The sequence below is a fragment of the Streptomyces sp. MS06 genome (assembly GCF_047200655.1).
Lineage (GTDB): Bacteria > Actinomycetota > Actinomycetes > Streptomycetales > Streptomycetaceae > Streptomyces.
Genome location: NZ_JBJZOJ010000012.1, coordinates 93,079 through 115,518, shown reverse-complemented (window position 1 = coordinate 115,518; position 22,440 = coordinate 93,079). Strand labels below are relative to the sequence as shown.

The window sequence follows — 22,440 nt, the reverse complement described above, 5'->3', positions numbered from 1 at the left end:
CGGTTTCCTTTTCGACGGGGGGTGGTTCAGAGGACGGGTTCGGGGTGGACGGCCAGGTGCCAGGAGCTCTCCCGCAGGGCCGGGGACACGCAGCCGACGAGGAGACCCGAGGGGGTCGTGCGGAGCACGATCTCGGCGTCGGGTCGGGGGTCGGCGGGCCGGACGTCGAGCCAGTTGCCGTCGGACAGCCGCACTGCGGCGGCCGAGGCCCAGATCTGGCGGAACTCGGTGGAGTCGAGCTCCCATGCGGTGCTCGCCGAGTCCAGCACCACGGCGGTCTTCCGCGAGGCGTTCGGGGTGATCCAGAGGACGGCCTCCTCCTCGTGGCCGGGGGCCTGCACGTCGACGCGCACCGGCTCGGCCGGATCCTCGGCGCCGGTGAGCTCCCAGCCGATCCGCTCGCGCGGCGAGAACAGGGCGAAGGGGTGCTTCTCCTCCCAGGGCGCCGACGTCCTGACGCCCCAGCCGAGGCCGCTGGCACGGCCGGCGCGGTCGTGCTCGGCCGTCACCCACATGCCCGCCGACCAGCGCGGGTTGTTGCCGAACGCCCGAACGCGCGGGTACGGGCTGCGCAGGACCTTGGTGGTGCCTTCGCGCCAGGTGGTGACACCGGCGGCGGACGCGGCCAGCCTCAGCTCGCGCGCGGGAGCGGCGGGCCGGGCGGCCGTGCGGGGCCGGGCCTCGGGCGCGGGCCGGGTGCGGAACTCGGTGCGCAGTCGGGCCACGCCGTCCTCGCCGGGCTCCAGGACGCGCTCCAGGAGCGTGCTGTGGATGAGTCGCACCGGCTCCCGGACCGGCAGCCGGACCCCGAACGAGGCGCCCTGCCAGTCGAGTCGGTCGCCGAGCGGGACCTCGAGCGAGGCGGCGACCACTTCGGAGGCGTCGCGGACGCCCAGGCCGAGCCCGATCGGACGGGCCGCGCCGTCGCCGTGGTCGAAGGTGCCCTGGCGCAGTCCGACGGTCTGGAAGACGCGGCCGGGGCGGCCGGTGAAGGTGAAGTCCTGGCGCAGGACGCCGTCGTGGAGGGTGACGCTGCCCACGACCTGTTCGTCGCCGAGCCGTTCGGTGATCCGCAGCCCGTGCTCGACGGGGACGACCTCCAGGTCGCACGGCTCTCCCTCGCGCCAGCCCGCCGAGCGCCCGGCACGGCAGCCGGGCCAGGTGGAGACGAACACCGGCCCGTGGTGGCCGGGGGCCAGCACGCGTACGGTCCCGTCGTCGCCGTCCACCTCGACGGCCAGGCCGTCCGACGCGAACCGGTGCGGCGGGAGGCCCTTCGGGGCGCGGACGGAGTACGGGGGGCCGGCCAGCCGCAGGGCCCGGACGGCGCCGTCGGCTCCGGTGATCGCCGCCTCCCGCACGGTCCCCCGGTCGACGTCGACACTGGCGGTGAGGCGGAACTCGCCCAGCCCGAGGACGTAGTCGACGGTGCGGACGCCGTCCACCGGCTTCACGTCGGAGCGCAGTTCGCCGTCCCGGGACTCGGTGACGCTGCCGAAGCTGCTGAGCTGCCCGAGGGCCGACCTGACCTCGTCCCCGAGGTCCGCGAAGACGCTGCGCAGGATCAGCGGGATGTAGTTGTGCAGTTCGACGTTGCCGTCCTCACCGGGCACGGTCTGCCCGACCGAGACGCAGCCGACCCGCCGGTACAGCTTGAACGCCACGGAGTTGGCCGGGTTGACGGTGAGCCGCAGCACCAGGCAGCCGGTCCGCACCATCCATTCGACGGCCTCCGTGAACAGCCGCCCGGTGATGACGCCGTTCCGGTAGGCCGGTGCGACGAAGAACATGTCGGCGATGAGCTCGCCGGCGCGGGCGCAGCGCCGGCCGGTGTTGCGGAACAGGCCGAAGGTGCCCACCACGCGGCTGCCGTCGGCGGCCACCAGGAACGTCGCCGTGTCCCGTTCGGCCAGCTCGCGCTCCAGTTCGCCGCCGGTGATCCCGCCGGCCACCGGGTTGGGGTTGTCGCGGTGGCGGTTGTACAGCTCCGCGATGTCATGCGCGTCGCCCTGCTGGTACGGGCGGATCGTGAGGGACATTCCACACCTCCTTCTCTTCGGACGGGATGCCTCTCGGTGCGGCGCCGGTGCCGTGGCCGTCGGGCGCACGGTCCCGCGGTGCCCGGCGCGCCGCCGGCACCGCGCCGGACGGCGTCCGGCCCGGAGCCTCGGGCGGGCGCGCGCCGGGCGTCGCGGCGGGGCGGGCGCCGCCCCGCCGCGGCACCGGGGTGTTCCGCAGGTCCTGCGCGGTGCCGCGGGACCTGCGGAACACCCGGGTGCTGTGGCCGGAAGGGTCTGCCGGGCGTCGCGAACCGGTGAACCCTTCCGGCCGCAGCGCTAGCTCCCGGCGTCCTTGCGGCCGGTGGTGACGATCAGCGAGCCGGAGGCGGCGAGTTCGGTGCCCACGCTGGCCCGCACCGTGACCTGCCGCAGACCCCGCAGCCGCTGGCCGAGCTTGGCCTCCAGGCGGAGCTGGTCGCCCGGGACGACGAGCCGGGAGAACTTCATCGAGCTGATGGAACCGAGGTAGCCGACGCTCTGCGACGGGTCGCCCGCCGCCTCGGTCCCGCCGTCCTCCGGGGCGGGGGCCTCGATGATCTCGGCGACGTAGACGACCGCGACGAGCTGCGCCATCGCCTCGACGATCATCACGCCCGGCATGATCGAGTGGTCGGGGTAGTGCCCGGCGAAGAACGGCTCGTTCACCGAGACGCTCTTCACGCCGCGGCCGGAGACGCCGGGGACGACGTCGAAGGCGCGGTCGATCATCAGCATGGGCCAGCGGTGCGGCAGCATCCGCTTGATGTCGTCGGAGGAGTAGCTGAAGGTCCGCTTCGACCGGGCGGACGCCTCGGAGGTGACCGTCATGCTCAGGCCTCGCGCGCTTCGACGAAGTCGACCAGGGCGTTGATGGACCCGAAGGCCTCGAAGTCGTCGTCGCTGATCAGGACGTCGAACTCGTTGTTGACCATGACGACGATCTCCAGGGTGTCCAGCGAGTCCATCTCCAGACCGCGGCCGAACAGCGGCTGGTTGTCGGAGACGACGGCCGGCTCGACGTCCAGGCCGAGACGCTCGATGATCATCGTCTTGATCTTCGTGTTCTTCTCCAGGCGCGCCTCGGCCTGGCTGCGGATGTCCTCGAAGGTGGCGGCGGGCATGACGGGGTCCTCTCGTGCGTGGTGGTAGGGGAACGCGGGGCGAAGGCGCTAGCTGTGGATCATTCCGCCGTCGACGGTGAGCACCTTGCCGGTGACGTAGGAGGCGGCGGGGCTGGCCAGGAACGCGGCGACCTGGGCCACCTCTTCCGCGGTGCCCATCCGGCCCAGCGGGATGGCCTGCAGGGCCTCCTTCATGGCGGCCGGCGGGACCTTCTTGACCATGTCGGTGTCGATGAAGCCGGGCGCGACGACGTTGACGCGGATGCCGCGCGGGGCCGCCTCCTGGGACAGGGTCTTGGCCATCGAGATCACCCCGCCCTTGCTGGCGGCGTAGTTGGCCTGGCCGGCGCGGCCGGCGATGCCGCTGGTGGAGGCGATGAAGACGATCGAACCGCCGCTGGTGTACATCTGCTTGGTGGCCTCGCGGGCGGTGAGGAAGGCACCGGTGAGGTTGGTGCCGATGACCTCCTGCCACTTGCTGCTGCTCATCGCGGCCAGATGGCCGTCGGCGGTGACGCCGGAGTTGAGGACGGCGACGCCGACGCCGCCCCAGGTCGTCCTCAGTTCCCGGTACATGGCGGCGACCTGGGCCTCGTCGCCGACGTCCGCCCTGACCAGGAGCGCCTCGCGGCCCAGCCCGCGGATCCGCTCGGCGACCTCCTCCGCCTTCCCCGCGCTGGAGCGGTAGTTGAGGGCGACGTCGCAGCCGTGCTCGGCGAGGGCGAGCGCGATGGCCGCGCCGATGCCCCGGGAGGCGCCGGTGACGAGGGCCTTGGTGCCCTCCGGGAAGAGCGTGCTCATGCCTTCCCTCCGGTCATGGCCGCGGTGACCCGGTGGCTGCCGGGGTCGAAGCCCTCGGCCTCGGTGCCGAGACCCGCCTCGGTGGCGGCCCTCAGCACGGCCTGCGCGACCGCGAGGTCGAGGACGCCGAGTCCGAAGGGCGAGAAGACGATCGTGCGGTCGGTGGCGGGCGGCTCGGGGGAGGCGAGCACGGAGGCGATCTCGGCGTGCACGAACTCCCGGTGGCCCGTCTTCTGCTCCGCCCTGTGCAGGGAGGTCTGCTCGCGGACGGCGTGCTCGGTGTCGTCGGTGACGTTGTAGGCGTTCAGGATCGAGTCGGTGGCGAGGTCGCGCAGCGACAGGTGCAGGATCACCTGGCCGGCCGGGCGGTCCGGGTGGTCGGCCAGGTCGAGCCAGTACGTCGAGTCGGTGGTCGCGATGCTCACGGTCTCCGCGCCGAGCGCCTCGGCGACGTCGCCGGTGCGGAAGGCGATCCCCGGGTGCTCGGACTCCAGTTCGCCGGCGAAGACCTCCGCGCGGCCCGGGACGACGTCCTGGAGCACGACGGACTCGAGGTCCGGGTGGGTCAGCCGCAGGAAGGACAGGACGCGCTGGTTGATGGTCCCGCAGCCGATGAGGCCGACCTCGCGGACCCGGCGGGTGCCGTGCAGGGCGCCGGCCGCGAGGGCCGCGCTCGCCGCGGTGCGCGACGAGGAGATCTGGCTGCCCTCCAGCACTGCCGTGGGGTAGCCCGTGTCGAGGTCGTTGAGCACCTGCACGGAGGAGGCCCGCTGGAGGCCCTTCTCGACGTTCGCCGGGAACGACGAGATCCACTTCAGGCCCATCACCGGCTCCGGACCGCCGAGGTAGGCGGGAAGCGAGATGATGCGGGACCCGGCGGGCCGGGGCGGGCGCAGGAAGCTGGAGAACGGCAGGTGCGAGTCGCCCCGGCCGTGCAGCAGGTAGGCGTCGCGGACCGCGTCGAGGACTGCGGGTTCCAGTCCCGTCAGGGCGGTCCTCACGTCGTCCCGTCCGAGGATCTTCAAGACTCACTCCTGTCGTGGTCGGTGGGGGTGGGCTCATGGCCCGGCTCCGGCTCGCCGTCGGCGGCGACCGGCCGCTCGGCGTGCGGGACGTCCGGCGCGGACGGGAGCTCCTGGAGGTTCGTCTCGACCCAGGTGTCGGAGTAGATCGTGTCGAGGTAGCGGTCACCGCCGTCCGGGAGCACGGCCACGCAGACGGCGCCCGTCTCCAGCCAGTCGGCGGCGTGCTGGAGCGCGGCGATCACCGCGCCGGACGAGCCGCCGGCGAGGATCGACTCCCGGGCGAGCAGCTGCCGGCAGCCGCGCACGCAGTCGAAGTCGGTGACCTTGACGACCCGGTCGGCGAGGCCCGGCCGCAGCAGCGGCGGGACGACCGCGGCACCGTGCCCGGGGATCGTGCGCCGGTGCCCGCGCTCCCACGGCTCGGGAGGTCCGAAGATCACGCTGTTCACCGCGTCCACGGCGACGACCCGGGTGGCCAGGCCGTTGTCCTGGATGTACTCGGCGCAGCCGCGCAGCGTGCCGGTGGTGCCGGCCGCGACGAACAGGTAGTCGGGGTCGTCCGCCAGGGCCTCGCTGATCTCGCGCATGGTGTGGTGGTGCGCGCGGGCGTTGTACTCGTTGGCGTACTGGTTGGGCCAGTAGGCGTCCGGGACGGTCTCCAGCAGGGTGCGGACCCGGCTGATCCGGGCCGGCAGGTACTCGCCGGTGGCCGGGTCCCGGTCGACGGTCTCGACCTTGGCGCCGTACGCCCGCATGATGGCGGCGTTCTGCGCGGTGGTGCGGGGGTCGACGACGCAGATCAGGGCGAGCCCGTAGAAGTTGCAGAGCTGGGCGAGGGCGATGGCGAGGTTGCCCGAGGAGGACTCCACGACGGTGGAGACCCCGGGGACGAGCTGGCCGGTGCGGATGCCGTGCTCGATCATCGACTTGGCGGCGCGGTCCTTGATGCTGCCGCCCGGGTTGAAGCGCTCGCACTTGGCGTACACCTGGAACCGGGCGGGTGGGAAGAGACGGTCGAGGGCGACGAGCGGGGTCGAGCCGATCGTCGCGACGATGTCGGGATCCCGGGAGCGGAGGGGACGGACCGCGGAGTCCGCGCCGTCGGAGGCGAGGACGGTCATTCCGGCACCTTTCTGCTGATCTGGATCCGCAGTTCGCTGACGTGGCGCTCGCCGTCCGCGTCCGCCACCCAGGAGTCGTCCGGGGCCGGCAGCGGCTCGCTGAGGGTGACGAGGGCGTCCGGGTCGAGGCGACGCGCGGTGCGGACGAGGTTGGCGAAGGACAGCACCAGCGTCGGACTGGTGAGGTCGACGAGGGACGGCTTGGTCTCCTGCGGGAACTTGACGAAGAGCAGGTCCGGCAGGGCGTGTTCGGTGACCCAGCGCCGCACCGCGAGGTAGTCCCGCTCCCGGTCGGCCCGCTCCGGCAGCGGGACCGACGCGACGGGCAGCCGCCAGGTCTCCCGGAACAGCACCAGGTCGTCCAGGGTCACCCGCGGGGCGTGCGTCCGGTCGAGCCCGATCTTGAAGGCGTCCGCGGCGATGATCGCGACGGGCACCGCGAGCAGTTCCTGGATGCTCCACGTCCGCCCGTCGGGGGTGGTCGCGGTGACCGTCCCGTCCGACTCGGCGAGCGGGATCGACGCGGCGGGGTCGACGCGGCCCCGGTCGTCCCAGGGGGCCCTGGTGAAGCCGATCAGCCGGTCCCCGGCGCCGATCGGCGCGGGCACCATGCGGCCGCTGTTGCGCTTCCACTCCACGGGGAGCAGCGGCACCAGGCGCGGCGCGCCGATCGCCGCGTTGACCTTGTCGCGCAGCGAGCCGGCGTCGGTGGTCCAGTCGAGGAAGGGCAGGTCCAGCGTGGCGAGGCAGGCGTGCAGTTCGCCGAGGACGGCGGTGTACCGCCCGGCGTTGACCGCGTCCGCGGACGGGGCCGCCACCTGCAGGTCGGGGCTGTGCACCGCGAGGTGGGGCGAGCGGACCGGGCCGGTCGCGAAGACGGCGCGGGCGCGCTCCTCGACCTCGGCCGTCGACAGCCGGATCCGCTGGGGCACCTCGGCGGCGGGATCGACGTCGAGCACCTCGCGCCACTTCTCGGCGAGTTCACGGGTCGCGGTGTGCACCGGGGTGGCGCCCGCTCCCCAGAACAGCCCCAGCACCTGGGTCCACACGTCGGCGAGCGTGACGTCCGGCCGGCGGGCGGCCGCCTTGCGCACCAGGGCGGCGACCTCCGCCTCCACCAGCTCGGCGAGCCGGTTGCCGAACCAGTCCGCCGCGTCCGCGACCAGGGCCAGCGGGCGCGCGATCCCGTCGAGGAAGTCGCGGCCCAGGTCCATCCGCACGTCCCGCAGGCAGTCCTGGTAGCACAGGGTGCGGCCGGCGTAGGCCCTGCCCTCCTCGCGGGAGGCCGCCTGTCCCGTGATGCCGACGAAGAAGTCGTCCAGCCGGTCCAGTGCCGCGGCGAGTTCCTCGGCGCTGTCCGCGCGTTCCATGCCGTCGCGGAGCCGGTCGAGTTCGCCGAGGACGCCGGTGAAACGGGCGAACAGCTCCGGGTCGCCGACCCGGGCCACCCGCCGGCGCAGGATCTCCTCGGCACGCACGTCCACGGGGATGTTCGTGTCCCAGGTCAGCACCCGCTGCCGGACCAGCCGCTTGAGGGTCTTCTCCACCCGCTCCCGGGCCGTCGCCGGGTCCCAGCCGGAGGCTTCGGCGATGTCCTCGGCGCTCCGGTCGCCGTCGGCCAGTCGCAGCACCCGGACGTCGTCCTCGCGCAGCCGTACGGTGCGGCCGCCCTGCATGACGAGCCGGTCGCCCGCGAGGTGCACGTCGGGCCGCAGCATCGGCGGGAACCACCAGCGGGCCCCCGGCACGGCGATCATCCAGTCGGCCAGCGCGGCCACGGTCCACCGTTCGAGGAAGACGCGTCCGCGGGACGTCAGGGCGGGCCCGTGCTCGATGTCGACGGCCTGCCGGCCCCGGCCGACCGACATCCAGGCCGCCGGGCCGAAGAAGCCGATCGTCTCCGCCTTGGCGCAGTAGCGGAGCCAGTACATGGCCAGGGTGCGCTCACGGCGGCGGCGCTTGGACTCGGGGCCCCTGCCCGCCGCGACGGAGTCGAGCTGGCGGTAGACGGCGCGGTTCTGCCAGGCGATGGCCCGGCGCACCCGGTCGTCGGCGGCGAGGCCGGCCAGCCGAGCGGACTCGGCCTCGGTGTCGGCCCGGTAGGCCGCGGTGAACGCCTCCCGGTCCCCGGTCCCGGCGAGGCGCGCGGCGCGGGCTCCGCCGAGCAGGCCGATCCCGGAGACCGGGAAGCCGGCGCTGCGCAGCAGTCCCACGCCCCACACCCGCCATTCGCTGTCGCCGAGGCGGTACGACGGCCCGAACTCCGCCCAGTCGAACGCCTCGCGGGGCCGGGTCGCCTCCGGCACGCTGGTCATGCCGCCCCTTCCCGGAAAGCGGCCGCGAGCCGGGAGATCCCCTCGGCGATCCGCTTCCTGGGTACGTTGCTGAAGCACAGCCGCAGCGCGTCCGCGTGCTCGCCGTCGATCCCGAAGTGGCTGCCGGGCACGTAGGAGACCCCGTGCTCGGCGGCCGCCTCGGCGAAGCGGCCCGTGTCGGCGCCGTCGCGGTGGCGCAGCCAGATGTAGAACCCGCCGTCGGGCCGCTCCCACGTCCAGGGGCCGTCGGTGCCGAGTTCGTGCTCCAGGGCGTCGGCCATCAGCGCGGCGCGCTCCCGGTAGCTGGTCCGGTAGGCGTCGACCAGGTCTCCCCAGCCGGCGCGGGTGTGGAACGCGGCGAGCGCGGCCTGCGCGAGCGCGGACGGCGACAGGGCCATGACCTCGGTGGTGCGGCGCAGGGTGGCCGCGAGGGGGTCCGGGGCCGCGATCCAGCCGCAGCGCAGGCCGGGTGCGAACACCTTCGAGAAGGTCCCCAGGTACACCACCCGGTCGGGGTCGAGCCCCTGGAGGGTCTGCGTGGTGCGCCCGTCGAAGCCGAGCAGGCCGTAGGGGTTGTCCTCGACCACCAGCAGGTCCAGTTCCCGTGCGGCGGTGAGGAGTTCCTTGCGGCGTTCGACGCCGAGGGTCGCGCCGGTCGGGTTCTGGAACGTGGGGTTGCAGTACAGGATGCGGACGGTGCTGCCGGCGGCGCGCAGCCGTGCCACGGTCTCGCGCAGCGCCGCCGGGTCGAGGCCGTCGCGGTCCGCCGGGGCGGGGTGCAGCGCGAGCCCCGCGGTGCGGAACGCGGCCGTGGCGCCCGGGTAGGCGGGCGTCTGGACCAGGACGGTCTCGCCGGGGGCGGCGATTCCGAGGGCGACGGCCAGCAGGCCCATCTGGGAGCCGTTGGTGGGGACGAGGTTCTCGGCGGTGGCGCCGGCTCCCTCGCGGGCCATCAGGTCGGTGATCGCCGGCACCAGGGCCCCCGCGATGTGCGGGGTCGAGTACTGGAGGGCGACCCGGCCGCCCAGCCTGATGAGCCGGGAGAGCTGGGTGGAGATCGTCTCCAGGGGGAGGACCTCCAGGTCGGGGAGGCCTCCGGAGAAGGAGACCAGGTCCCCGCCCCGCTCGAACAGCTGCGGCATCTCCACCGCGGGTCGGATGTCGGTCCACATGGCGGTCAGTTCCCGGCCTTCGTGGGCGCCGCCCCGGACAGCTTCTCCTGCACCGAGCGCCACAGGCCGGCCGGGGAGGTGAGCGCGGGTTCCGCGAGCACCTCGGGGTCGATCTCGACGTCGAACCGCTCCTCGACGGCCATCAACAGCGCGACCGTGTGGAGGGAGTCCACGCCGAGGTCGACGAGCGGCGCCTCCGGATCGGTGACCGTGACGGCGCAGATCTCCTCGACGAGCTGGTCAAACTGAGACTGATTCATGGGTGGTGGTCCTCGTCTGTGTCGTCGCCTGTCCGGGGGAAGGCTGGGGAGTCCGGGCGGTACGGGAAGCGCTCAGCAGGCGTTCCACGGCCTTGCGGTCGGGCTTGCCGTTCGCGGTCAGGGGCACCTCGTCGATCGGGACGATCAGGTCGGGCAGCCGGGCCGGGTCCAGCAGCCGGGCCAGCCGGGCGCGGAGCTCCTCGGGGGTGAGGGAGGCTTGGACCGCGAGCCGGAGCTGCTCGTCCTCGGTCGCGGGCTTCAGTGCGACGGCGGCCGTCACGCCGGGCACGCTCTCGGCGGCGTCCTCGATCTCGGTGAGGCCGAGGCGGATCCCGCGCCGCTTGATCATGTCGTCGTCGCGGCCGACGAAGTAGAGCCGGCCGTCCTCGTCGAGGCGGCCCTGGTCGCCGGTGTGCAGTTCGAGAGAGCCGTCCGCGCGGCGGACGTACCGGTCCTGCTCCTCGACCGGGATGCCCCAGTAGCCGGCCATCACCGTCTCCCCCCACACCACGATCTCGCCGGTCTCGCCGGGAGGGAGCGTGGCGCCGTCCGCGCCGGCGATGCGGACGTGGTCGCCGGGGATGGGCGGGCCGACCGAGCCGGGGTGGGTCGCGTACTCGGCGGGGTCGAGGATCGAGATGCGCTTGCACTCGGTCATGCCGTACATCGAGGCGAACACCGATCCGGGGAACACTTCCAGCAGTTCGTTCATGACGAGCCGGCCCGGCCGGGCACCGGTGTTGGTGAACAGCCGCACCTTCGTCGGCCGCTTCTTCTTGCGCTGGAGCATCGCCAGTATCTGGGCCAGCGACGGCACGAGGGGCACGACCGTCACGCCGTACCGCTCGATGGTCCTCAGCAGGACGATGTCCGAGCTCCGGTCGGTGAGCACGAGCGTGCCACCGGTCAGGGCGGTGAAGAGCGCCTGGTAGAGGCCGTAGTCGAAGGAGAGCGGGAGCCGGCACAGCACCACGTCGTCGGCGCGGTAGCCGAGGCGGGCGTTGATCGCCTCGACTGCGGCGGACATCTGGCGGTGGGGGCAGACGACGCCCTTCGGGCGGCCCGTGGTGCCGGAGGTGTAGATCAGCAGTGCCACGTCGTCGTCGAGGACCCGGGCGGCGCGGCCGTCGGCGGGCGTCCGCTGGATCTCCTGCCAGGCCTGCGCCACCGGCACGGTGTCGCCGGCCCGCTCCCCCGCCGCGGGCGCGCTGATCGCGAGGTCCGCCGAGCAGTCGTCGACGATGTGGCCGACCTGGTGGTCCGTCAGTTCCGGGTGGACCGGCACGAAGACCGCGCCGATGCGGAGCGTCGCGTAGAAGAGGGCGAGGAAGGCCCGGTCGTTGCCGCCGGTGTGGACGACCCGCGCCCCGGCGGTGACGCCCCGGCCGCGCAGCCAGGCGGCCGCACGGTCGACGGCGGTGCCCAACTCGGCGTAGGTGAGGGCGCCGTCGGAGTCGATCACCGCGGGGTGGTCGGGGCGCTCCGCGCGGCACCGTTCGAAGTGGTCATGCACCGGCATGGGCGGGTTCTCCCTTCCCGGCGGCCGCGTCGATCCGGGCGAGGGCCTTCCCGACGTCGCGCGGCGAGTTGAGCGGGACCACGCCGAGTCCGGGGTGCTGCCGCTTGAGCAGGTTGGCGAGGGTGCGGGCCGGCGGCAGCGACACCGCCACCCCGGGCGCGAGCCGGACCAGGGTGGCCAGGCACCTGTCCCAGCGCACCGGCCGCACGACCTGGTCGACGAACCGCTGCCGGATCAGCTCGGGGTCGGCGACCGCCTCGCCGTCGGCGTTGGAGAGCAGGAGCCCGCGCGGCGGAGTGAAGGGGGTCGCGGCCGCCGCGGCGGCCACCGCCCGCCGCGCGGACTCCATGTACGGGGTGTGGAACGCGCCGGCGACCGGGAGCCGCTTGACCGTCGCGGAGGCGGGCGGCGCGGCGGCGAGTTCGTCGAGCCGCTCGACCAGGCCGGCGGCCACGACCTGGCCGGGACCGTTGAACGTGGCTGCGGTCAGGCCGAGTTCGGATATCCGGGCCAGCACCTCCGGTTCGTCGCCGCCGACGACGGCCGCCATCGAGGTGGGTGCCTCGGCGCAGGCCGCGGCCATCGCACGACCGCGGACCGCGGCCAGCCGCACCGCGTCGACGGGCTCGACGACGCCGGCGTAGGCCGCCGCGGTGAGCTCTCCGACGGAGTGCCCGGCCGCCACCGCGGCCGCTGCGGCCCCGGCCAGCTCCCGGTGGGCCAGCAGGCCCGCGGCGACCAGCAGCGGCTGGGTGTTCTCGGTCCGGGCGATCTCCGCGGCCGAGGCCCTGGTGCCCAGGTGGACGAGGTCGCAGTCCGCTGCCTCGGACCAGGCCCGTACGCGCTCGGCGTGGGCCGGGTCGCGAAGCCACCCGGCCAGCATGCCGGGGGCCTGGGAGCCCTGGCCCGGCGCCATGATTGCGAACATTCGTACAACCCCCTTTTCGGGTTCGCCCCTCGCGTCGGCGCGGGGCACCGGCGGGCGGAGTGTTGAGGTGGGGTGTCGGTGGGGTGTGGTGCCTTGCGGGAAGCGGGCCCGCGCTGCTGCCGGCCCTGCCGGCCCCAGTTCTGCCGGCCCGAGTGCTGCCGGCCTGCGGTACCGCCGGCCGCGGCTACTGCCGGCCGGTGCTCTTGGCGAACCGGCGGACCGCCGCGAAGCCGAAGCCGAGGAACCAGGCCACGATGTTGAAGACGGCCCCGGCGAGACTGGAGTGCTCCCCGCTGAAGCTGTAGCCGTCGGTGAGGGTGTAGCGGGCGAGCGTCGACACCCCCCACATCGGCGTGTAGCGCGAGATCTCCAGCATGGTGCCGCTCAGCGGGATGAACAGGTTGCCGAGGAAGGCGAGCGCGGTCATGGTCAGGCCCGGCATGTGCATCACCACGTCGGGCTTGAGGGCGAGGCCGAGCAGGATGCCGAGCGCGGCGAAGACCGCGGCGCCGAGCCAGGCGACCAGCAGCGAGGTCACCCACACCTGCGCACTGGCCTCCGCGCCGGTGACGTAGCCGAGAACCCCGACGATGGCGACCGGCACCGCGGCCATGACCACCGAGCACACGACCTTGACGAGCAGGTATCCGGGCGGGGCGAGGGGGCTCAGCGCGATCGTGCGCATCCAGCCCGCCGACTTCTCCACCGAGATGGTGGCCGCCGAGCTGGTCGCCGCCATGGCGGCGCCGTACACCGCGATGCCGATCATCATCCAGGCGGCGAAGTTGCCGTGCGGCAGCGTGCCCTCGGACGGGGCGGTGCGGAACAGGGCGAGATACAGGACGGCCGGGAGGAGGAGGGTGAAGATCGTGGTCTGGCGGTTGAAGCGGCGGCGCAGCTCGTAGCGGACGAACGTCGGGTTGACCCCGGCGAACGGCGAGGTGCGGGCGGTGGGAGGCGCGGTCAGGGTGCTCATCGCAGGCCCTCCTGGGCGGTGCGTCCGTCGCTGGTGATGGCCACGAAGGCCTCCTCCAGGCTGCGGGGGGCCACCTCGATCTCGGCGGCCGAGGTCCGGGTGACCACGACGCGCAGCAGGGCGTCGGAATCGGTCGTGTCGAAGAAGTAGCGGTCGCCGCGGGCCACGCAGGACCGCACGCCCGGGGAGGCGGCCACGACCGCGGCGTCGGCCGCGCTGATCAGCGCGGAGACGGTACGGCCGGCGAACGCGGAGCGGATCGACGAGGCCGAGCCGTCGGCGACGACGCGCCCCTGGTCCACCATCACCACACGGTCGGCGAACTGGTCGGCCTCCTCCATGTAGTGCGTGGCGAACAGGACGGTCATGCCCCGCGCGACGTCCTCCCGGACGGTGGCCCAGAACTCGCGGCGGGCCGCGACGTCCATGCCGGCCGTCGGCTCGTCCAGGACCAGGAACTCCGGGTTCGACAGCAGCGCGAGGGCGAACCGCAGCCGCTGCTGCTCGCCCCCGGAGCACTCCGAGACCCGGCGGTGCCGCAGCCGGGTGATACCGGCCCGGCTCATCACGGCCTCCGCGTCGGTGCCCGGGTGCAGCGAACCGAGCATGCGCACCGTGGCCTCGACGGTCAGGTCCGGCAGCAGCCCCCCGCTCTGCAGGACCGCCGCCACACGGCCGGCGCGCACCGCCTGCTGCGGCGGCCCACCGAACAGCTCCACGTGCCCCGAGTCGGGTCGCGCCAACCCCAGCAGCATGTCGATCGCGGTCGTCTTGCCGGCACCGTTCGGCCCGAGGAACGCCACGACCTCACCACGCCGGATCCGCAGATCCAGCCCGTTCACCGCGGCGAACTCCTCGCCCCTCGCGTTGGTGAACCGCTTGACGACCGCGCTGAGCACGGCCGCATCCGAGGACGTCACCTCCCTCGGCGCCGAGCGGGGTTGGGTTTCGGTCATCTTCAGTCCTCGCGATTCGGTGGGGGGCTGCCTTGGCGGAAACCACTCTTGCGCGATCCGCTATCCGCCCGAACCGATGCCGCTATCGGGGCCCTATCCGGGTCTCGGCCCGACCTCCGAACTGCGGCGACGTCCCCCACGCAGGCCGGAACCGGCCACCCGCGGCGGCCTCCCCGGCCAAACACGCACCCACCGAACGACCGGAAACCCCGGTGTGCCCGGTACGAGGGGTTCCCGCCGGATCACCGTGAGCGCCCGCCGGGCCCCCTCCGGTCGTCGACCCGCCACACGCCAGCGGGACGCCGCCGAACGCGAGCGGGACGCCGCCGCACCGGCCTCCGCCCGGCCGCCCGCCCCCCGGGTCGAGGCCACCTGCCGCGACCGCTCCGGTATCCGAGCCGGGGTTGCGCCGCACCCGCGTGCGAGCACGCCGGCCGCCCCGGAGTCGTCGGCGCCGGGTTCCGGCCGGGGGTACGGGACTGCCGCCGGGCGGATCCGGGCGGCAGTACGACGGCGCCCCCGGAGGAACCTGCGTTCCTCCGGGGGCGCCGTCGGGGGGCGGGCCGGGTCGCTCAGCCGGTGTTGCGCAGTCCGGCGGCCACGCCGTTGACGGTCAGCAGCAGGGCGCGGGACAGCAGCGGGTCGGGCTCGACGCCCTCGGCGGCCTCGTCGCGCTGCCGCTTGAGCAGGGCGACCTGGAGGTAGGAGATCGGGTCCAGGTAGGCGTCGCGGATGGTGAAGGTCTGCTTCAGGACCGGCTGGTGGTCCAGGAGCGCCTTCTCACCGGTGATCCGCAGCACCTCGCGCACGGTCAGCTCGTGCTCGGCGCGGATGGTGTCGAAGACGTGCTTGAGCCCGTCGGGCACCAGCGTGTCGACGTAGTGCTGGGCGATCCGCAGGTCGGTCTTGGACAGGGTCATCTCGACGTTGGAGATGAAGTTGCGGAAGAAGTGCCACTGCTCGTGCATCTCGTCGAGCACGCTGTCCAGGCCGGCCTCGCGCAGCGCCTTCAGTCCGGAGCCGACGCCGAACCAGCCGGGGACGATCTGCCGGGACTGGGTCCAGCCGAACACCCACGGGATGGCGCGCAGCCCGTCCAGTCCGGCACCGGAGTCCGGCCGCCGCGACGGCCGGGAGCCCAGGTGCAGCTCGGCGAGCTGGTCCACCGGGGTGGAGGCGAAGAAGTAGGCGGGCAGGTCCGGGTCCTCGACCAGGCGCCGGTATGCGGAGTGGGCGGCCTCGCTGGCGACGTCCATGGCGGCGTCCCAGCGGGTGAGCGCCTCCACCGACTGGCGGGGCGCGGTGTGCAGCGCGGAGGCCTGGAGGGTGGCCGCCACGGTGAGCTCGAGGTTCTCCCGGGCCAGGGACGGGATGAGGTACTTGTCGGAGATGACCTCGCCCTGCTCGGTGACCTTGATCTCGCCTTCCAGGGTGCCCCACGGCTGGGCGAGGATCGCGTCGTGCGAGGGGCCGCCGCCGCGGCCGACGGTGCCGCCGCGGCCGTGGAAGAGGCGTAGCCGGACCCCGTAGCGGTGGGCGACGTCGCGCAGCCTGCGCTGGGCGCGGTGGATCTCCCACTGGGAGGTGGTGATGCCGCCGAACTTCGAGGAGTCGGAGTAGCCGAGCATGACCTCCTGCACGTCGCCGCGGAGTGCGACCAGGCGCCGGTAGGAGGGGTCGGAGAGCATGTCCTCCAGGATGGTGTCGGCGGCCTTGAGCTCGTCGGTGGTCTCCAGCAGCGGCACGATGCCGATCTCGGCCCAGCCGGCGTGCAGGTCGATCAGTCCGGCCTCGCGGGCGAGGACGGCGGCGGCGAAGACGTCGTCGGCGCCCTGGCACATGGAGATGATGTAGGACTCGATGACCTCGGGTCCGAAGATCTCCAGGGCCCGCTTGACGGTGCGGAAGACCCCGAGGGTCTTGGCGCCCGCCGCGTCGACCGGGGCGGGCGAGGGGGCCAGCGGCCGGCGCGACCTGAGCTCCTTGGCGAGCAGCTTGCCGCGGTACTCGCGGGGCATGTCGGCGTAGCGCCAGGACTCCTCGCCGAGCCGGTCGAAGAGCTGGCCGAGGGCGTGGTGGTGGGCGTCGGCGTGCTCGCGGACGTCCATGGTGGCGAGCTGGAGGCCGAAGGCGGCCAGGGTGCGGATGGTGCGGTTGAGCCGGCCGTCCGCGAAGAGGGCGCCGCGGTGCTCGCGCAGCGAGGTCTGGATGATCCGCAGGTCGGCGAGGAGTTCGCTGGTGCCCAGGTAGTCGCGGCCCGCCTCGTGCGGGGTGCCCTTGGCGAGGCGCTGCTTGGTGTTCTCCAGCTTCTGCCGGATGCAGGTGGCCTTGAGCCGGTAGGGCTCCTCGGCGTTGAGCCGCTTGTAGCGGGGGCTGATCTCCGGCAGTACGTCCAGGTCGGCCTGGAGGGAGGCGAGGAGTTCCTCGGTGGCGCCGGTGTAGCGGATGGAGTTCGACAGGAAGCCGCGCAGCTCGTCGACGGTCTCCAGGGCGTCGTTGATGCCGTGCTCGTGCTGGAGGATGAGCACGTCCCAGGTGACCTCGGGGGTCACGTTGGGGTTGCCGTCGCGGTCGCCGCCGATCCAGGTGCCGAAGGTGACGGGGCGGGTGCCCTCGGGGAGGGTGACGCCGACCCGCTCCAGTTCGGCGGTCAGGTCCTCCAGCACGTCGCCGACGGCGCCGGCGTGGAGTTCGTCCAGGTAGTAGATGGCGTTGCGGGCCTCGTCGGCCGGCTCCGGGCGGACGACCCGCAGCTCGTCGGTCTGCCACACGAGGTCGATGTTCTCGGCGAGGCGGACGTCGTGGCGCCTGCGGTCGGATTCGAGGACCGGCTCGTCCAGCAGCGCGGCGACGCGGCGGAGCTTGTTGAGCACGGACCGGCGCGCGGCCTCGGTCGGGTGGGCCGTGAAGACCGGGCGGACGTTGAGGTGGGCGACGGTGCTGCGCAGGTGGTCGGGGTCGGCGTCCTTGAGGCGGTCGGCCGTGCGGGCGATGAGCCCGCCCTCCGCGGCGCGCCGGGCGCGCAGCTCGCGGCCGCGGTGGACCTGCTCGGTGACGTTGGCGAGGTGGAAGTACGTGGAGAAGGCGCGGACCAGCTTGGCCGCGGTCTCCAGTTCGGTGCCGCGCAGCAGCTCGGCGGCGGCCTCGCCGTCCTCGCGGGTGAGGCGGCGGACCTTCTCCACCAGTTCCAGCAGCTCCGGCCCTTCCTGCCGGACCAGGGTCTCGCCGAGGAGATCGCCCAGCCGGCGAATGTCGGCACGCAGCGCACTGTTCGTCGTCGTGGTGCGCGTGGTCAGATCGTCGGCACTGCTCACAGGTGCGGCTCCTTGCAGTGTTGAGCTCGTCTGGGAGGGGGAACCCGGACGGCGTCCCGCGCGGCGGCTGCCGCATACGGTCCGGGCATCCGGGAAGAAATCAGAGCGGACCGCGCTGTCCGACCGACTCCAAGAATAGGTCTCGGGCGGGACGCGCTGACTGACGGGCCATTGCCGCCGGCCGATGCGCTGCCATACTTACGATGCCGTAGGTTACGGAACCGTAGGAAAATGGAACACCCGCACGGTTCCCGCTACCCCCCGGCGACCTCCTCAACCCTCGACCCTCGACCCCACAGGGGACGCCCATGACCACAAGCTCCGACGTGATCGAAGACGCCCCGAAGGCGCCCGGCGACGCTCCCGCGCCCCTGGCGACGCTGGGGGGCGAGAAGAAGCGCTCGATCGAGCAGCTCGCGCTGCTGATGTTCATCATCGTTCCGTTCCTGGCACTGCTGGCGGCGGTGCCGCTGGCCTGGGGCTGGGGAGTCAGCTGGCTGGACCTCGGCCTGCTCGTCTTCTTCTACTACCTGGGCTGCCACGGCATCACGATCGGCTTCCACCGGCACTTCACCCACGGCTCCTTCAAGGCGAAGCGCCCGCTGAAGATCGCCCTGGCGGTCATGGGCTCGATGGCGGTCGAAGGTCCGCTGGTCCGCTGGGTGGCGGATCACCGCAGGCACCACAAGTTCTCCGACGCGGAGGGCGACCCGCACTCCCCGTGGCGGTACGGGGAGACGGTACCGGCGCTGCTGAAGGGCCTGTGGTGGGCGCACGTCGGCTGGATGTTCGACGAGGAGCAGACCTCGCAGGACAAGTACGCACCCGACCTGATCAAGGACCCGGCGCTGCGGGCGGTGTCCCGGCAGTTCGTGCTGTGGACGGCGCTGTCCCTGCTGCTGCCCCCGCTGATCGGCGGGCTGGCCACCATGTCCTGGTGGGGGGCGTTCACCGCGTTCTTCTGGGGTTCACTCGTCCGGGTGGCGCTGTTGCACCATGTGACGTGGTCGATCAACTCGATCTGCCATGCGGTGGGCAAACGCCCGTTCAAGTCGCGGGACCGTTCGGGCAACGTCTGGTGGCTGGCGGTGCTGTCGTGCGGCGAGTCCTGGCACAACTTGCACCACGCCGACCCGACCTCGGCCAGGCACGGTGTGGAGCGCGGCCAGCTGGACTCCTCGGCGCGGCTGATCCGCTGGTTCGAGCAGCTCGGCTGGGCGTACGACGTGCGCTGGCCGTCCCGTTCCCGGATCGACTCCCGCCGCAGTGACGGCGAGGACGGCGCCCGGCGCCGGAAGGTGAGTGCCGAGGCGGCATGATTGACGCCGTGGCCTCCGACTCCAGCAGCACCCCGAGCAACGACAAACCGCGGCGTGCCCGGCGCACCCGTATGACCGGTGCGGAGCGGCGCCAGCAACTTCTGGAGATCGGCCGCACCCTGTTCGCGGCGCGGGGGTTCGAGGGCACGTCGGTGGAGGAGATCGCGGCGAAGGCCGGGGTCTCCAAGCCGGTGGTCTACGAGCACTTCGGCGGCAAGGAGGGCCTGTACGCGGTGGTGGTCGACCGTGAGATGCGGCGGCTGCTGGACATGGTGACCGGTTCGCTCACCGCGGGTCACCCCCGTGAGCTCCTGGAGCAGGCAGCCTTCGCACTGCTGGACTACATCGAGGAGTACACCGACGGCTTCCGCATCCTGGTCCGGGACTCCCCCATCCCGCAGTCGACGGGCTCGTTCGCCTCGCTGATCTCCGACATCGCCACGCAGGTGGAGGACATCCTCGGCAAGGAGTTCAAGTCCCGCGGCTTCGACGCCAAGCTGGCCCCCCTGTACGCGCAGGCGCTGGTGGGCATGGTGGCGCTGACCGGCCAGTGGTGGCTGGACGTGCGCCGGCCGAAGAAGGCCGAGGTCGCGGCACATCTGGTGAACCTGGCGTGGCACGGGCTGGACGGGCTGGAGCCGAAGCCGCGGCTGATAGGGCACCGCAAGAGCTAGGGCGACACTCGCCCCGTCACGACGCCGCCCGCCGGACACGGGGTCTTGGCTGGACCCCGCCGGTCCGGCAGCCTCATGGCGCCTTCAGCGCAGGGGGCGCCCCTTGACGACGACCCCGATGATGCCCAGCACGATCGCCGCGATGACCAGGAGCAGGAAGAGCGTCACGGGATACCTCCTGGCGGGTTACCGGCGGGCGAGCTGCCGCTCACCGCTCGCGCCGGGCTGGTAGGGCAGGCCGTGGTGCGCGAACACGGCCGCCTCGTGCTCGGCGGGCAGAACGTCGTCCGTGCCGATCGGCGGGGACTTCTTCACCAGCGACCGATCGTGGTCGACCTCCACGTAGCCCGGACCGACGGTCGCGCCGTTCAGCGGGACGAAGACCAGGTAGCGGCCGGTGGGCAGCCCGACCTGGACGGTGGCCATGGCCGGCTCGTCGCTGCTGGTGTCCATTTAGCCGGCCTCCAGCGTGCCGATCTTGTGGCCGCCGGCGTCGAGGACGTCGTCGGTCCACCACTCACGTATCCGCGGTTCTGATCATCCCGGGCTCCTTTCGCACGGCGGCGCGCACGCCGGTCACTTCCCAACCTGCCCGCTACAGCCCGCCCGCACCAGTCACCGCCCCGCGGCGGACCGACGGCCGGTCACGACCGTGAGACCTGCCGAGGCACGGGCGAGGACGAACCCGGACAGCGCGTCGGTCTCGAACCTCCAGTTCGTCTGCTGACGCGGGCGCCCAGCGCTCACGCAGGTCCCGTACGACTCCCGAAGCCGCCCACCCGAGCCTCGCCGTCTTCGGCCCGACTGCAGATCGGTCGGACGCGGTGAGCACGCTTCAAGAATCCCGACGTCACGTCACAAGGCAGCAGGGCACACGACGGAAGATGAACCCACTGGTCATGAGGCCGGGGACGTATCAGCGCCCAGGGGAACCCGCGGGATGTCGCACCGTCGGCAACTCCGGCACTCCGCCTGTTTCTGTCTGTTTACCTGCCCGTATCTGTTTACTTCTCGATGACGGGCGCGTACCATCCCCGAAAACCACAGACTCGGTCATGGAAACGGATGTAAAACCACATGTTCGCAGCGGAGCGTCAGCAGGAGATCATGCGCCTGGCCCGCGACAGCGGTCGGGTGGATGTGCTGTCCCTCGCCGAGGAGTTCCAAGTCACCGCGGAAACCGTACGGCGCGACCTCAAGGCCCTCGACCGCGCGGGCCTGGTACGACGTGTGCACGGCGGCGCCATTCCGGTCGGCCGCCTCGACTTCGAGCCCGACCTGGCGGAGCGTGACGCGGTCGCCGCCGACGAGAAGGAGCGCATCGCGCACGCCGCGCTCGCCGAGCTCCCCGCCGACGGCAGCGTCATCCTGGACGCCGGCACCACGGCCGCCCGGCTGGCCGCAGCCCTCCCGGTGGATTCCGCGCTGACGGTCGTGACACATGCGCTGCCCGTCGCCGCCCGGCTCGCCGACCACCCGGGCATCGCCCTCCACCTCGTCGGAGGCCGGGTGAGGCACCGTACGCGTGCCGCCGTCGACGCCTGGGCCCTGCGGGCGTACGCGGAGATCAAGGCCGACGTCGTCTTCCTCGCCACCAACGGATTCACCTCCGACGGCGGCCTGACCACTCCCGACCTGGCGGAGGCGGCGGTCAAACGGGCCGTCATCGGCGCCGCCCGCAGGGTCGTCCTGCTGGCCGACTCTGCCAAGTTCGGGCAGCAGCACTTCGCCCGCTTCGGCGATCTCGCGGACGTGGACCTGCTGATCACCGACACGGGCCTCGCGCCCGACGACGCCCGCGCCATCGAGGCGCGGGGCACGGAGGTCGTCCGCGCATGATCCTCACCATCACCCCGAATCCGAGCCTGGACCGCACCTACGAACTGCCGTCCCTGGACCGCGGAGCGGTACTGCGCGCCGCCAGGGATCGCGTCGATCCCGGCGGCAAGGGCGTCAACGTGTCCCGTGCGGTCGCGGCCGCCGGCCACCGCACCGTGGCCGTCGTACCGCTCGGCGGCCCCGAGGGCGCCCTGCTCGACCGGCTGCTCGGGGAACACGGCATCGAGGCCGCCGGCGTCCCCGTGGCCGGCTCCACCCGCGTCAACATCACACTCGTCGAACCCGACGGCACCCTCACCAAGGTGAACGCGGCCGGCCCCGACCTCACGGCCGCGGAGGCCGAGGCGCTGCTGGAGGCGGTACGGACCCGCTCCGCGGACGCGGACTGGATCGCCTGCTGCGGCAGCCTGCCGCGCGGCCTTCGCCCCGAGTGGTACGCCGAACTGGTGGCACGCCTCCACCGGGCCGGCGCCCGGGTCGCCCTCGACACCTCGGGCGCAGCCCTGACCGCCGCGCTGCGGCAACGACCCGATGTGGTCAAACCCAACGCGGAGGAACTCGCCGAAGCCGTCGGACGCCCCCTCGCCACCGTCGGCGACGCCGTCAAGGCGGCTGAGGAACTGCGCGAACGGGGCGCCTCGGCGGTCCTGGCCAGTCTGGGAGCCGACGGGCAACTACTCGTCGACGACACCGGCACCTGGTTCGGCCACGCGCCCGCCGAGACGGTCCGCAGCAACGTCGGCGCCGGGGACGCCTCCCTGGCGGGTTTCCTCACCGCCGGCGGAAGCGGCCCCGCCGCTCTCGCCGCCGCCGTCGCCCATGGAACCGCCGCCGTCCAAATGCCGGGGAGCGTGATGCCGTCACCTGCCCAGCTGGCCCCGGAGGCGGTGACGGTCACCCGGTCTGCCCCTCTGGACCACGTACTCGGGGGAGCAGACGTCATGACCTCCCTGTGAGGCCGGGCCAACCGTCCCCCTGGTAGCGGAGCGCGGCAGCACCGCACCGACTCGGGCAGGGCCTGCCCGGCGGATGCCGCACCACCATGTCCCCCCACCGCCCCC

18 protein-coding genes and 1 pseudogene are annotated in these 22,440 nt (G+C 72.9%); 4 read left to right on the top strand and 15 right to left on the bottom strand.

Annotated features, from left to right (window positions below):
• Nucleotides 1-26 precede the first annotated feature (26 nt).
• The 14 genes from ACL02U_RS08765 to ppc form a co-directional block, all read right to left on the bottom strand.
• Nucleotides 27-2,039 carry an N-acetyltransferase family protein gene (locus ACL02U_RS08765; protein ID WP_412790099.1) on the bottom strand — a complete coding sequence of 671 codons (2,013 nt, stop codon included), beginning with the start codon at nt 2,037-2,039 and terminating at the stop codon, nt 27-29.
• 297 nt (nt 2,040-2,336) lie between these two features.
• Complete coding sequence (gene fabZ, locus ACL02U_RS08760) at nt 2,337-2,867, bottom strand: 3-hydroxyacyl-ACP dehydratase FabZ (RefSeq protein ID WP_412790098.1); 531 nt, start codon at nt 2,865-2,867, stop codon at nt 2,337-2,339.
• Nucleotides 2,868-2,869: 2 nt separating this feature from the next.
• The gene (locus ACL02U_RS08755) at nt 2,870-3,160 is read right to left on the bottom strand and encodes an acyl carrier protein (protein ID WP_240121612.1); all 291 of its coding nucleotides are present in this window, start codon (nt 3,158-3,160) and stop codon (nt 2,870-2,872) included.
• 48 nt (nt 3,161-3,208) lie between these two features.
• Nucleotides 3,209-3,961 (bottom strand): 3-oxoacyl-ACP reductase FabG, encoded by a 753-nt coding sequence (gene fabG / locus ACL02U_RS08750; protein ID WP_412790097.1) that lies wholly within the window; start codon nt 3,959-3,961, stop codon nt 3,209-3,211.
• Nucleotides 3,958-4,986 carry a 2,3-diaminopropionate biosynthesis protein SbnB gene (gene sbnB / locus ACL02U_RS08745; protein ID WP_412790096.1) on the bottom strand — a complete coding sequence of 343 codons (1,029 nt, stop codon included), beginning with the start codon at nt 4,984-4,986 and terminating at the stop codon, nt 3,958-3,960. Before sbnB ends, fabG begins: the two co-directional genes overlap by 4 nt.
• Complete coding sequence (gene sbnA / locus ACL02U_RS08740) at nt 4,983-6,107, bottom strand: 2,3-diaminopropionate biosynthesis protein SbnA (protein ID WP_412790095.1); 1,125 nt, start codon at nt 6,105-6,107, stop codon at nt 4,983-4,985. Before sbnA ends, sbnB begins: the two co-directional genes overlap by 4 nt.
• Nucleotides 6,104-8,422 (bottom strand): lantibiotic dehydratase, encoded by a 2,319-nt coding sequence (locus ACL02U_RS08735; RefSeq protein WP_412790094.1) that lies wholly within the window; start codon nt 8,420-8,422, stop codon nt 6,104-6,106. The genes sbnA and ACL02U_RS08735 overlap by 4 nt, the downstream gene beginning before the upstream one ends.
• Entirely contained in the window at nt 8,419-9,594 is a 1,176-nt protein-coding gene (locus tag ACL02U_RS08730; protein WP_412790093.1) for a PLP-dependent aminotransferase family protein, read from the bottom strand. Before ACL02U_RS08730 ends, ACL02U_RS08735 begins: the two co-directional genes overlap by 4 nt.
• Before the next feature lie 5 nt (nt 9,595-9,599).
• Nucleotides 9,600-9,854, bottom strand: coding sequence for an acyl carrier protein (locus tag ACL02U_RS08725; RefSeq protein ID WP_412790092.1), 255 nt, complete (start codon nt 9,852-9,854; stop codon nt 9,600-9,602).
• Nucleotides 9,835-11,373 (bottom strand): class I adenylate-forming enzyme family protein, encoded by a 1,539-nt coding sequence (locus ACL02U_RS08720; RefSeq protein WP_412790091.1) that lies wholly within the window; start codon nt 11,371-11,373, stop codon nt 9,835-9,837. Before ACL02U_RS08720 ends, ACL02U_RS08725 begins: the two co-directional genes overlap by 20 nt.
• Nucleotides 11,360-12,301, bottom strand: coding sequence for an ACP S-malonyltransferase (locus ACL02U_RS08715; RefSeq protein ID WP_412790090.1), 942 nt, complete (start codon nt 12,299-12,301; stop codon nt 11,360-11,362). Before ACL02U_RS08715 ends, ACL02U_RS08720 begins: the two co-directional genes overlap by 14 nt.
• Nucleotides 12,302-12,485: 184 nt before the next feature.
• Nucleotides 12,486-13,277 carry an ABC transporter permease gene (locus ACL02U_RS08710; protein ID WP_412790089.1) on the bottom strand — a complete coding sequence of 264 codons (792 nt, stop codon included), beginning with the start codon at nt 13,275-13,277 and terminating at the stop codon, nt 12,486-12,488.
• Nucleotides 13,274-14,233, bottom strand: a complete 960-nt coding sequence (locus tag ACL02U_RS08705; RefSeq protein ID WP_412790088.1) for an ABC transporter ATP-binding protein — start codon at nt 14,231-14,233, stop codon at nt 13,274-13,276. Before ACL02U_RS08705 ends, ACL02U_RS08710 begins: the two co-directional genes overlap by 4 nt.
• Nucleotides 14,234-14,805: 572 nt before the next feature.
• Nucleotides 14,806-17,547, bottom strand: a complete 2,742-nt coding sequence (gene ppc / locus ACL02U_RS08700; RefSeq protein ID WP_412790087.1) for a phosphoenolpyruvate carboxylase — start codon at nt 17,545-17,547, stop codon at nt 14,806-14,808.
• Between the two features lie 308 nt (nt 17,548-17,855).
• Here ppc and ACL02U_RS08695 point away from each other — a divergent pair, with 308 nt between their 5' ends.
• Nucleotides 17,856-18,866, top strand: a complete 1,011-nt coding sequence (locus tag ACL02U_RS08695; protein ID WP_412790086.1) for an acyl-CoA desaturase — start codon at nt 17,856-17,858, stop codon at nt 18,864-18,866.
• A complete protein-coding gene (locus ACL02U_RS08690; RefSeq protein ID WP_412790085.1) occupies nt 18,863-19,540 on the top strand; it encodes a TetR/AcrR family transcriptional regulator in 678 nt (225 codons plus the stop codon). The genes ACL02U_RS08695 and ACL02U_RS08690 overlap by 4 nt, the downstream gene beginning before the upstream one ends.
• Before the next feature lie 186 nt (nt 19,541-19,726).
• Here ACL02U_RS08690 and ACL02U_RS08685 read toward each other — a convergent pair.
• Nucleotides 19,727-20,065, bottom strand: a pseudogene (locus ACL02U_RS08685) (PRC-barrel domain containing protein).
• Nucleotides 20,066-20,617: 552 nt separating this feature from the next.
• On the opposite strand from ACL02U_RS08685, the gene ACL02U_RS08680 reads away from it, so the two are divergent.
• Together ACL02U_RS08680 and pfkB are read left to right on the top strand one after the other, a co-directional pair.
• The gene (locus ACL02U_RS08680; protein ID WP_412790084.1) at nt 20,618-21,379 is read left to right on the top strand and encodes a DeoR/GlpR family DNA-binding transcription regulator; all 762 of its coding nucleotides are present in this window, start codon (nt 20,618-20,620) and stop codon (nt 21,377-21,379) included.
• On the top strand, nt 21,376-22,335 hold the full coding sequence (gene pfkB / locus ACL02U_RS08675; RefSeq protein WP_412790083.1) for a 1-phosphofructokinase: 960 nt from the start codon (nt 21,376-21,378) through the stop codon (nt 22,333-22,335). The genes ACL02U_RS08680 and pfkB overlap by 4 nt, the downstream gene beginning before the upstream one ends.
• Nucleotides 22,336-22,440 lie beyond the last annotated feature (105 nt).

Excerpts from the sequence above, each read along its gene's own strand:
- ACL02U_RS08765 (WP_412790099.1), bottom strand. The coding sequence starts at position 2,039 with ATGTCCCTCACGATCCGCCCGTACCAGCAGGGCGACGCGCATGACATC.
- fabZ (WP_412790098.1), bottom strand. The coding sequence starts at position 2,867 with ATGACGGTCACCTCCGAGGCGTCCGCCCGGTCGAAGCGGACCTTCAGC.
- ACL02U_RS08755 (WP_240121612.1), bottom strand. The coding sequence starts at position 3,160 with ATGCCCGCCGCCACCTTCGAGGACATCCGCAGCCAGGCCGAGGCGCGC.
- fabG (WP_412790097.1), bottom strand. The coding sequence starts at position 3,961 with ATGAGCACGCTCTTCCCGGAGGGCACCAAGGCCCTCGTCACCGGCGCC.
- sbnA (WP_412790095.1), bottom strand. The coding sequence starts at position 6,107 with ATGACCGTCCTCGCCTCCGACGGCGCGGACTCCGCGGTCCGTCCCCTC.
- ACL02U_RS08735 (WP_412790094.1), bottom strand. The coding sequence starts at position 8,422 with ATGACCAGCGTGCCGGAGGCGACCCGGCCCCGCGAGGCGTTCGACTGG.
- ACL02U_RS08730 (WP_412790093.1), bottom strand. The coding sequence starts at position 9,594 with ATGTGGACCGACATCCGACCCGCGGTGGAGATGCCGCAGCTGTTCGAG.
- ACL02U_RS08725 (WP_412790092.1), bottom strand. The coding sequence starts at position 9,854 with ATGAATCAGTCTCAGTTTGACCAGCTCGTCGAGGAGATCTGCGCCGTC.
- ACL02U_RS08720 (WP_412790091.1), bottom strand. The coding sequence starts at position 11,373 with ATGCCGGTGCATGACCACTTCGAACGGTGCCGCGCGGAGCGCCCCGAC.
- ACL02U_RS08715 (WP_412790090.1), bottom strand. The coding sequence starts at position 12,301 with ATGTTCGCAATCATGGCGCCGGGCCAGGGCTCCCAGGCCCCCGGCATG.
- ACL02U_RS08710 (WP_412790089.1), bottom strand. The coding sequence starts at position 13,277 with ATGAGCACCCTGACCGCGCCTCCCACCGCCCGCACCTCGCCGTTCGCC.
- ACL02U_RS08705 (WP_412790088.1), bottom strand. The coding sequence starts at position 14,233 with ATGACCGAAACCCAACCCCGCTCGGCGCCGAGGGAGGTGACGTCCTCG.
- ACL02U_RS08695 (WP_412790086.1), top strand. The coding sequence starts at position 17,856 with ATGACCACAAGCTCCGACGTGATCGAAGACGCCCCGAAGGCGCCCGGC.
- ACL02U_RS08690 (WP_412790085.1), top strand. The coding sequence starts at position 18,863 with ATGATTGACGCCGTGGCCTCCGACTCCAGCAGCACCCCGAGCAACGAC.
- ACL02U_RS08680 (WP_412790084.1), top strand. The coding sequence starts at position 20,618 with ATGTTCGCAGCGGAGCGTCAGCAGGAGATCATGCGCCTGGCCCGCGAC.
- pfkB (WP_412790083.1), top strand. The coding sequence starts at position 21,376 with ATGATCCTCACCATCACCCCGAATCCGAGCCTGGACCGCACCTACGAA.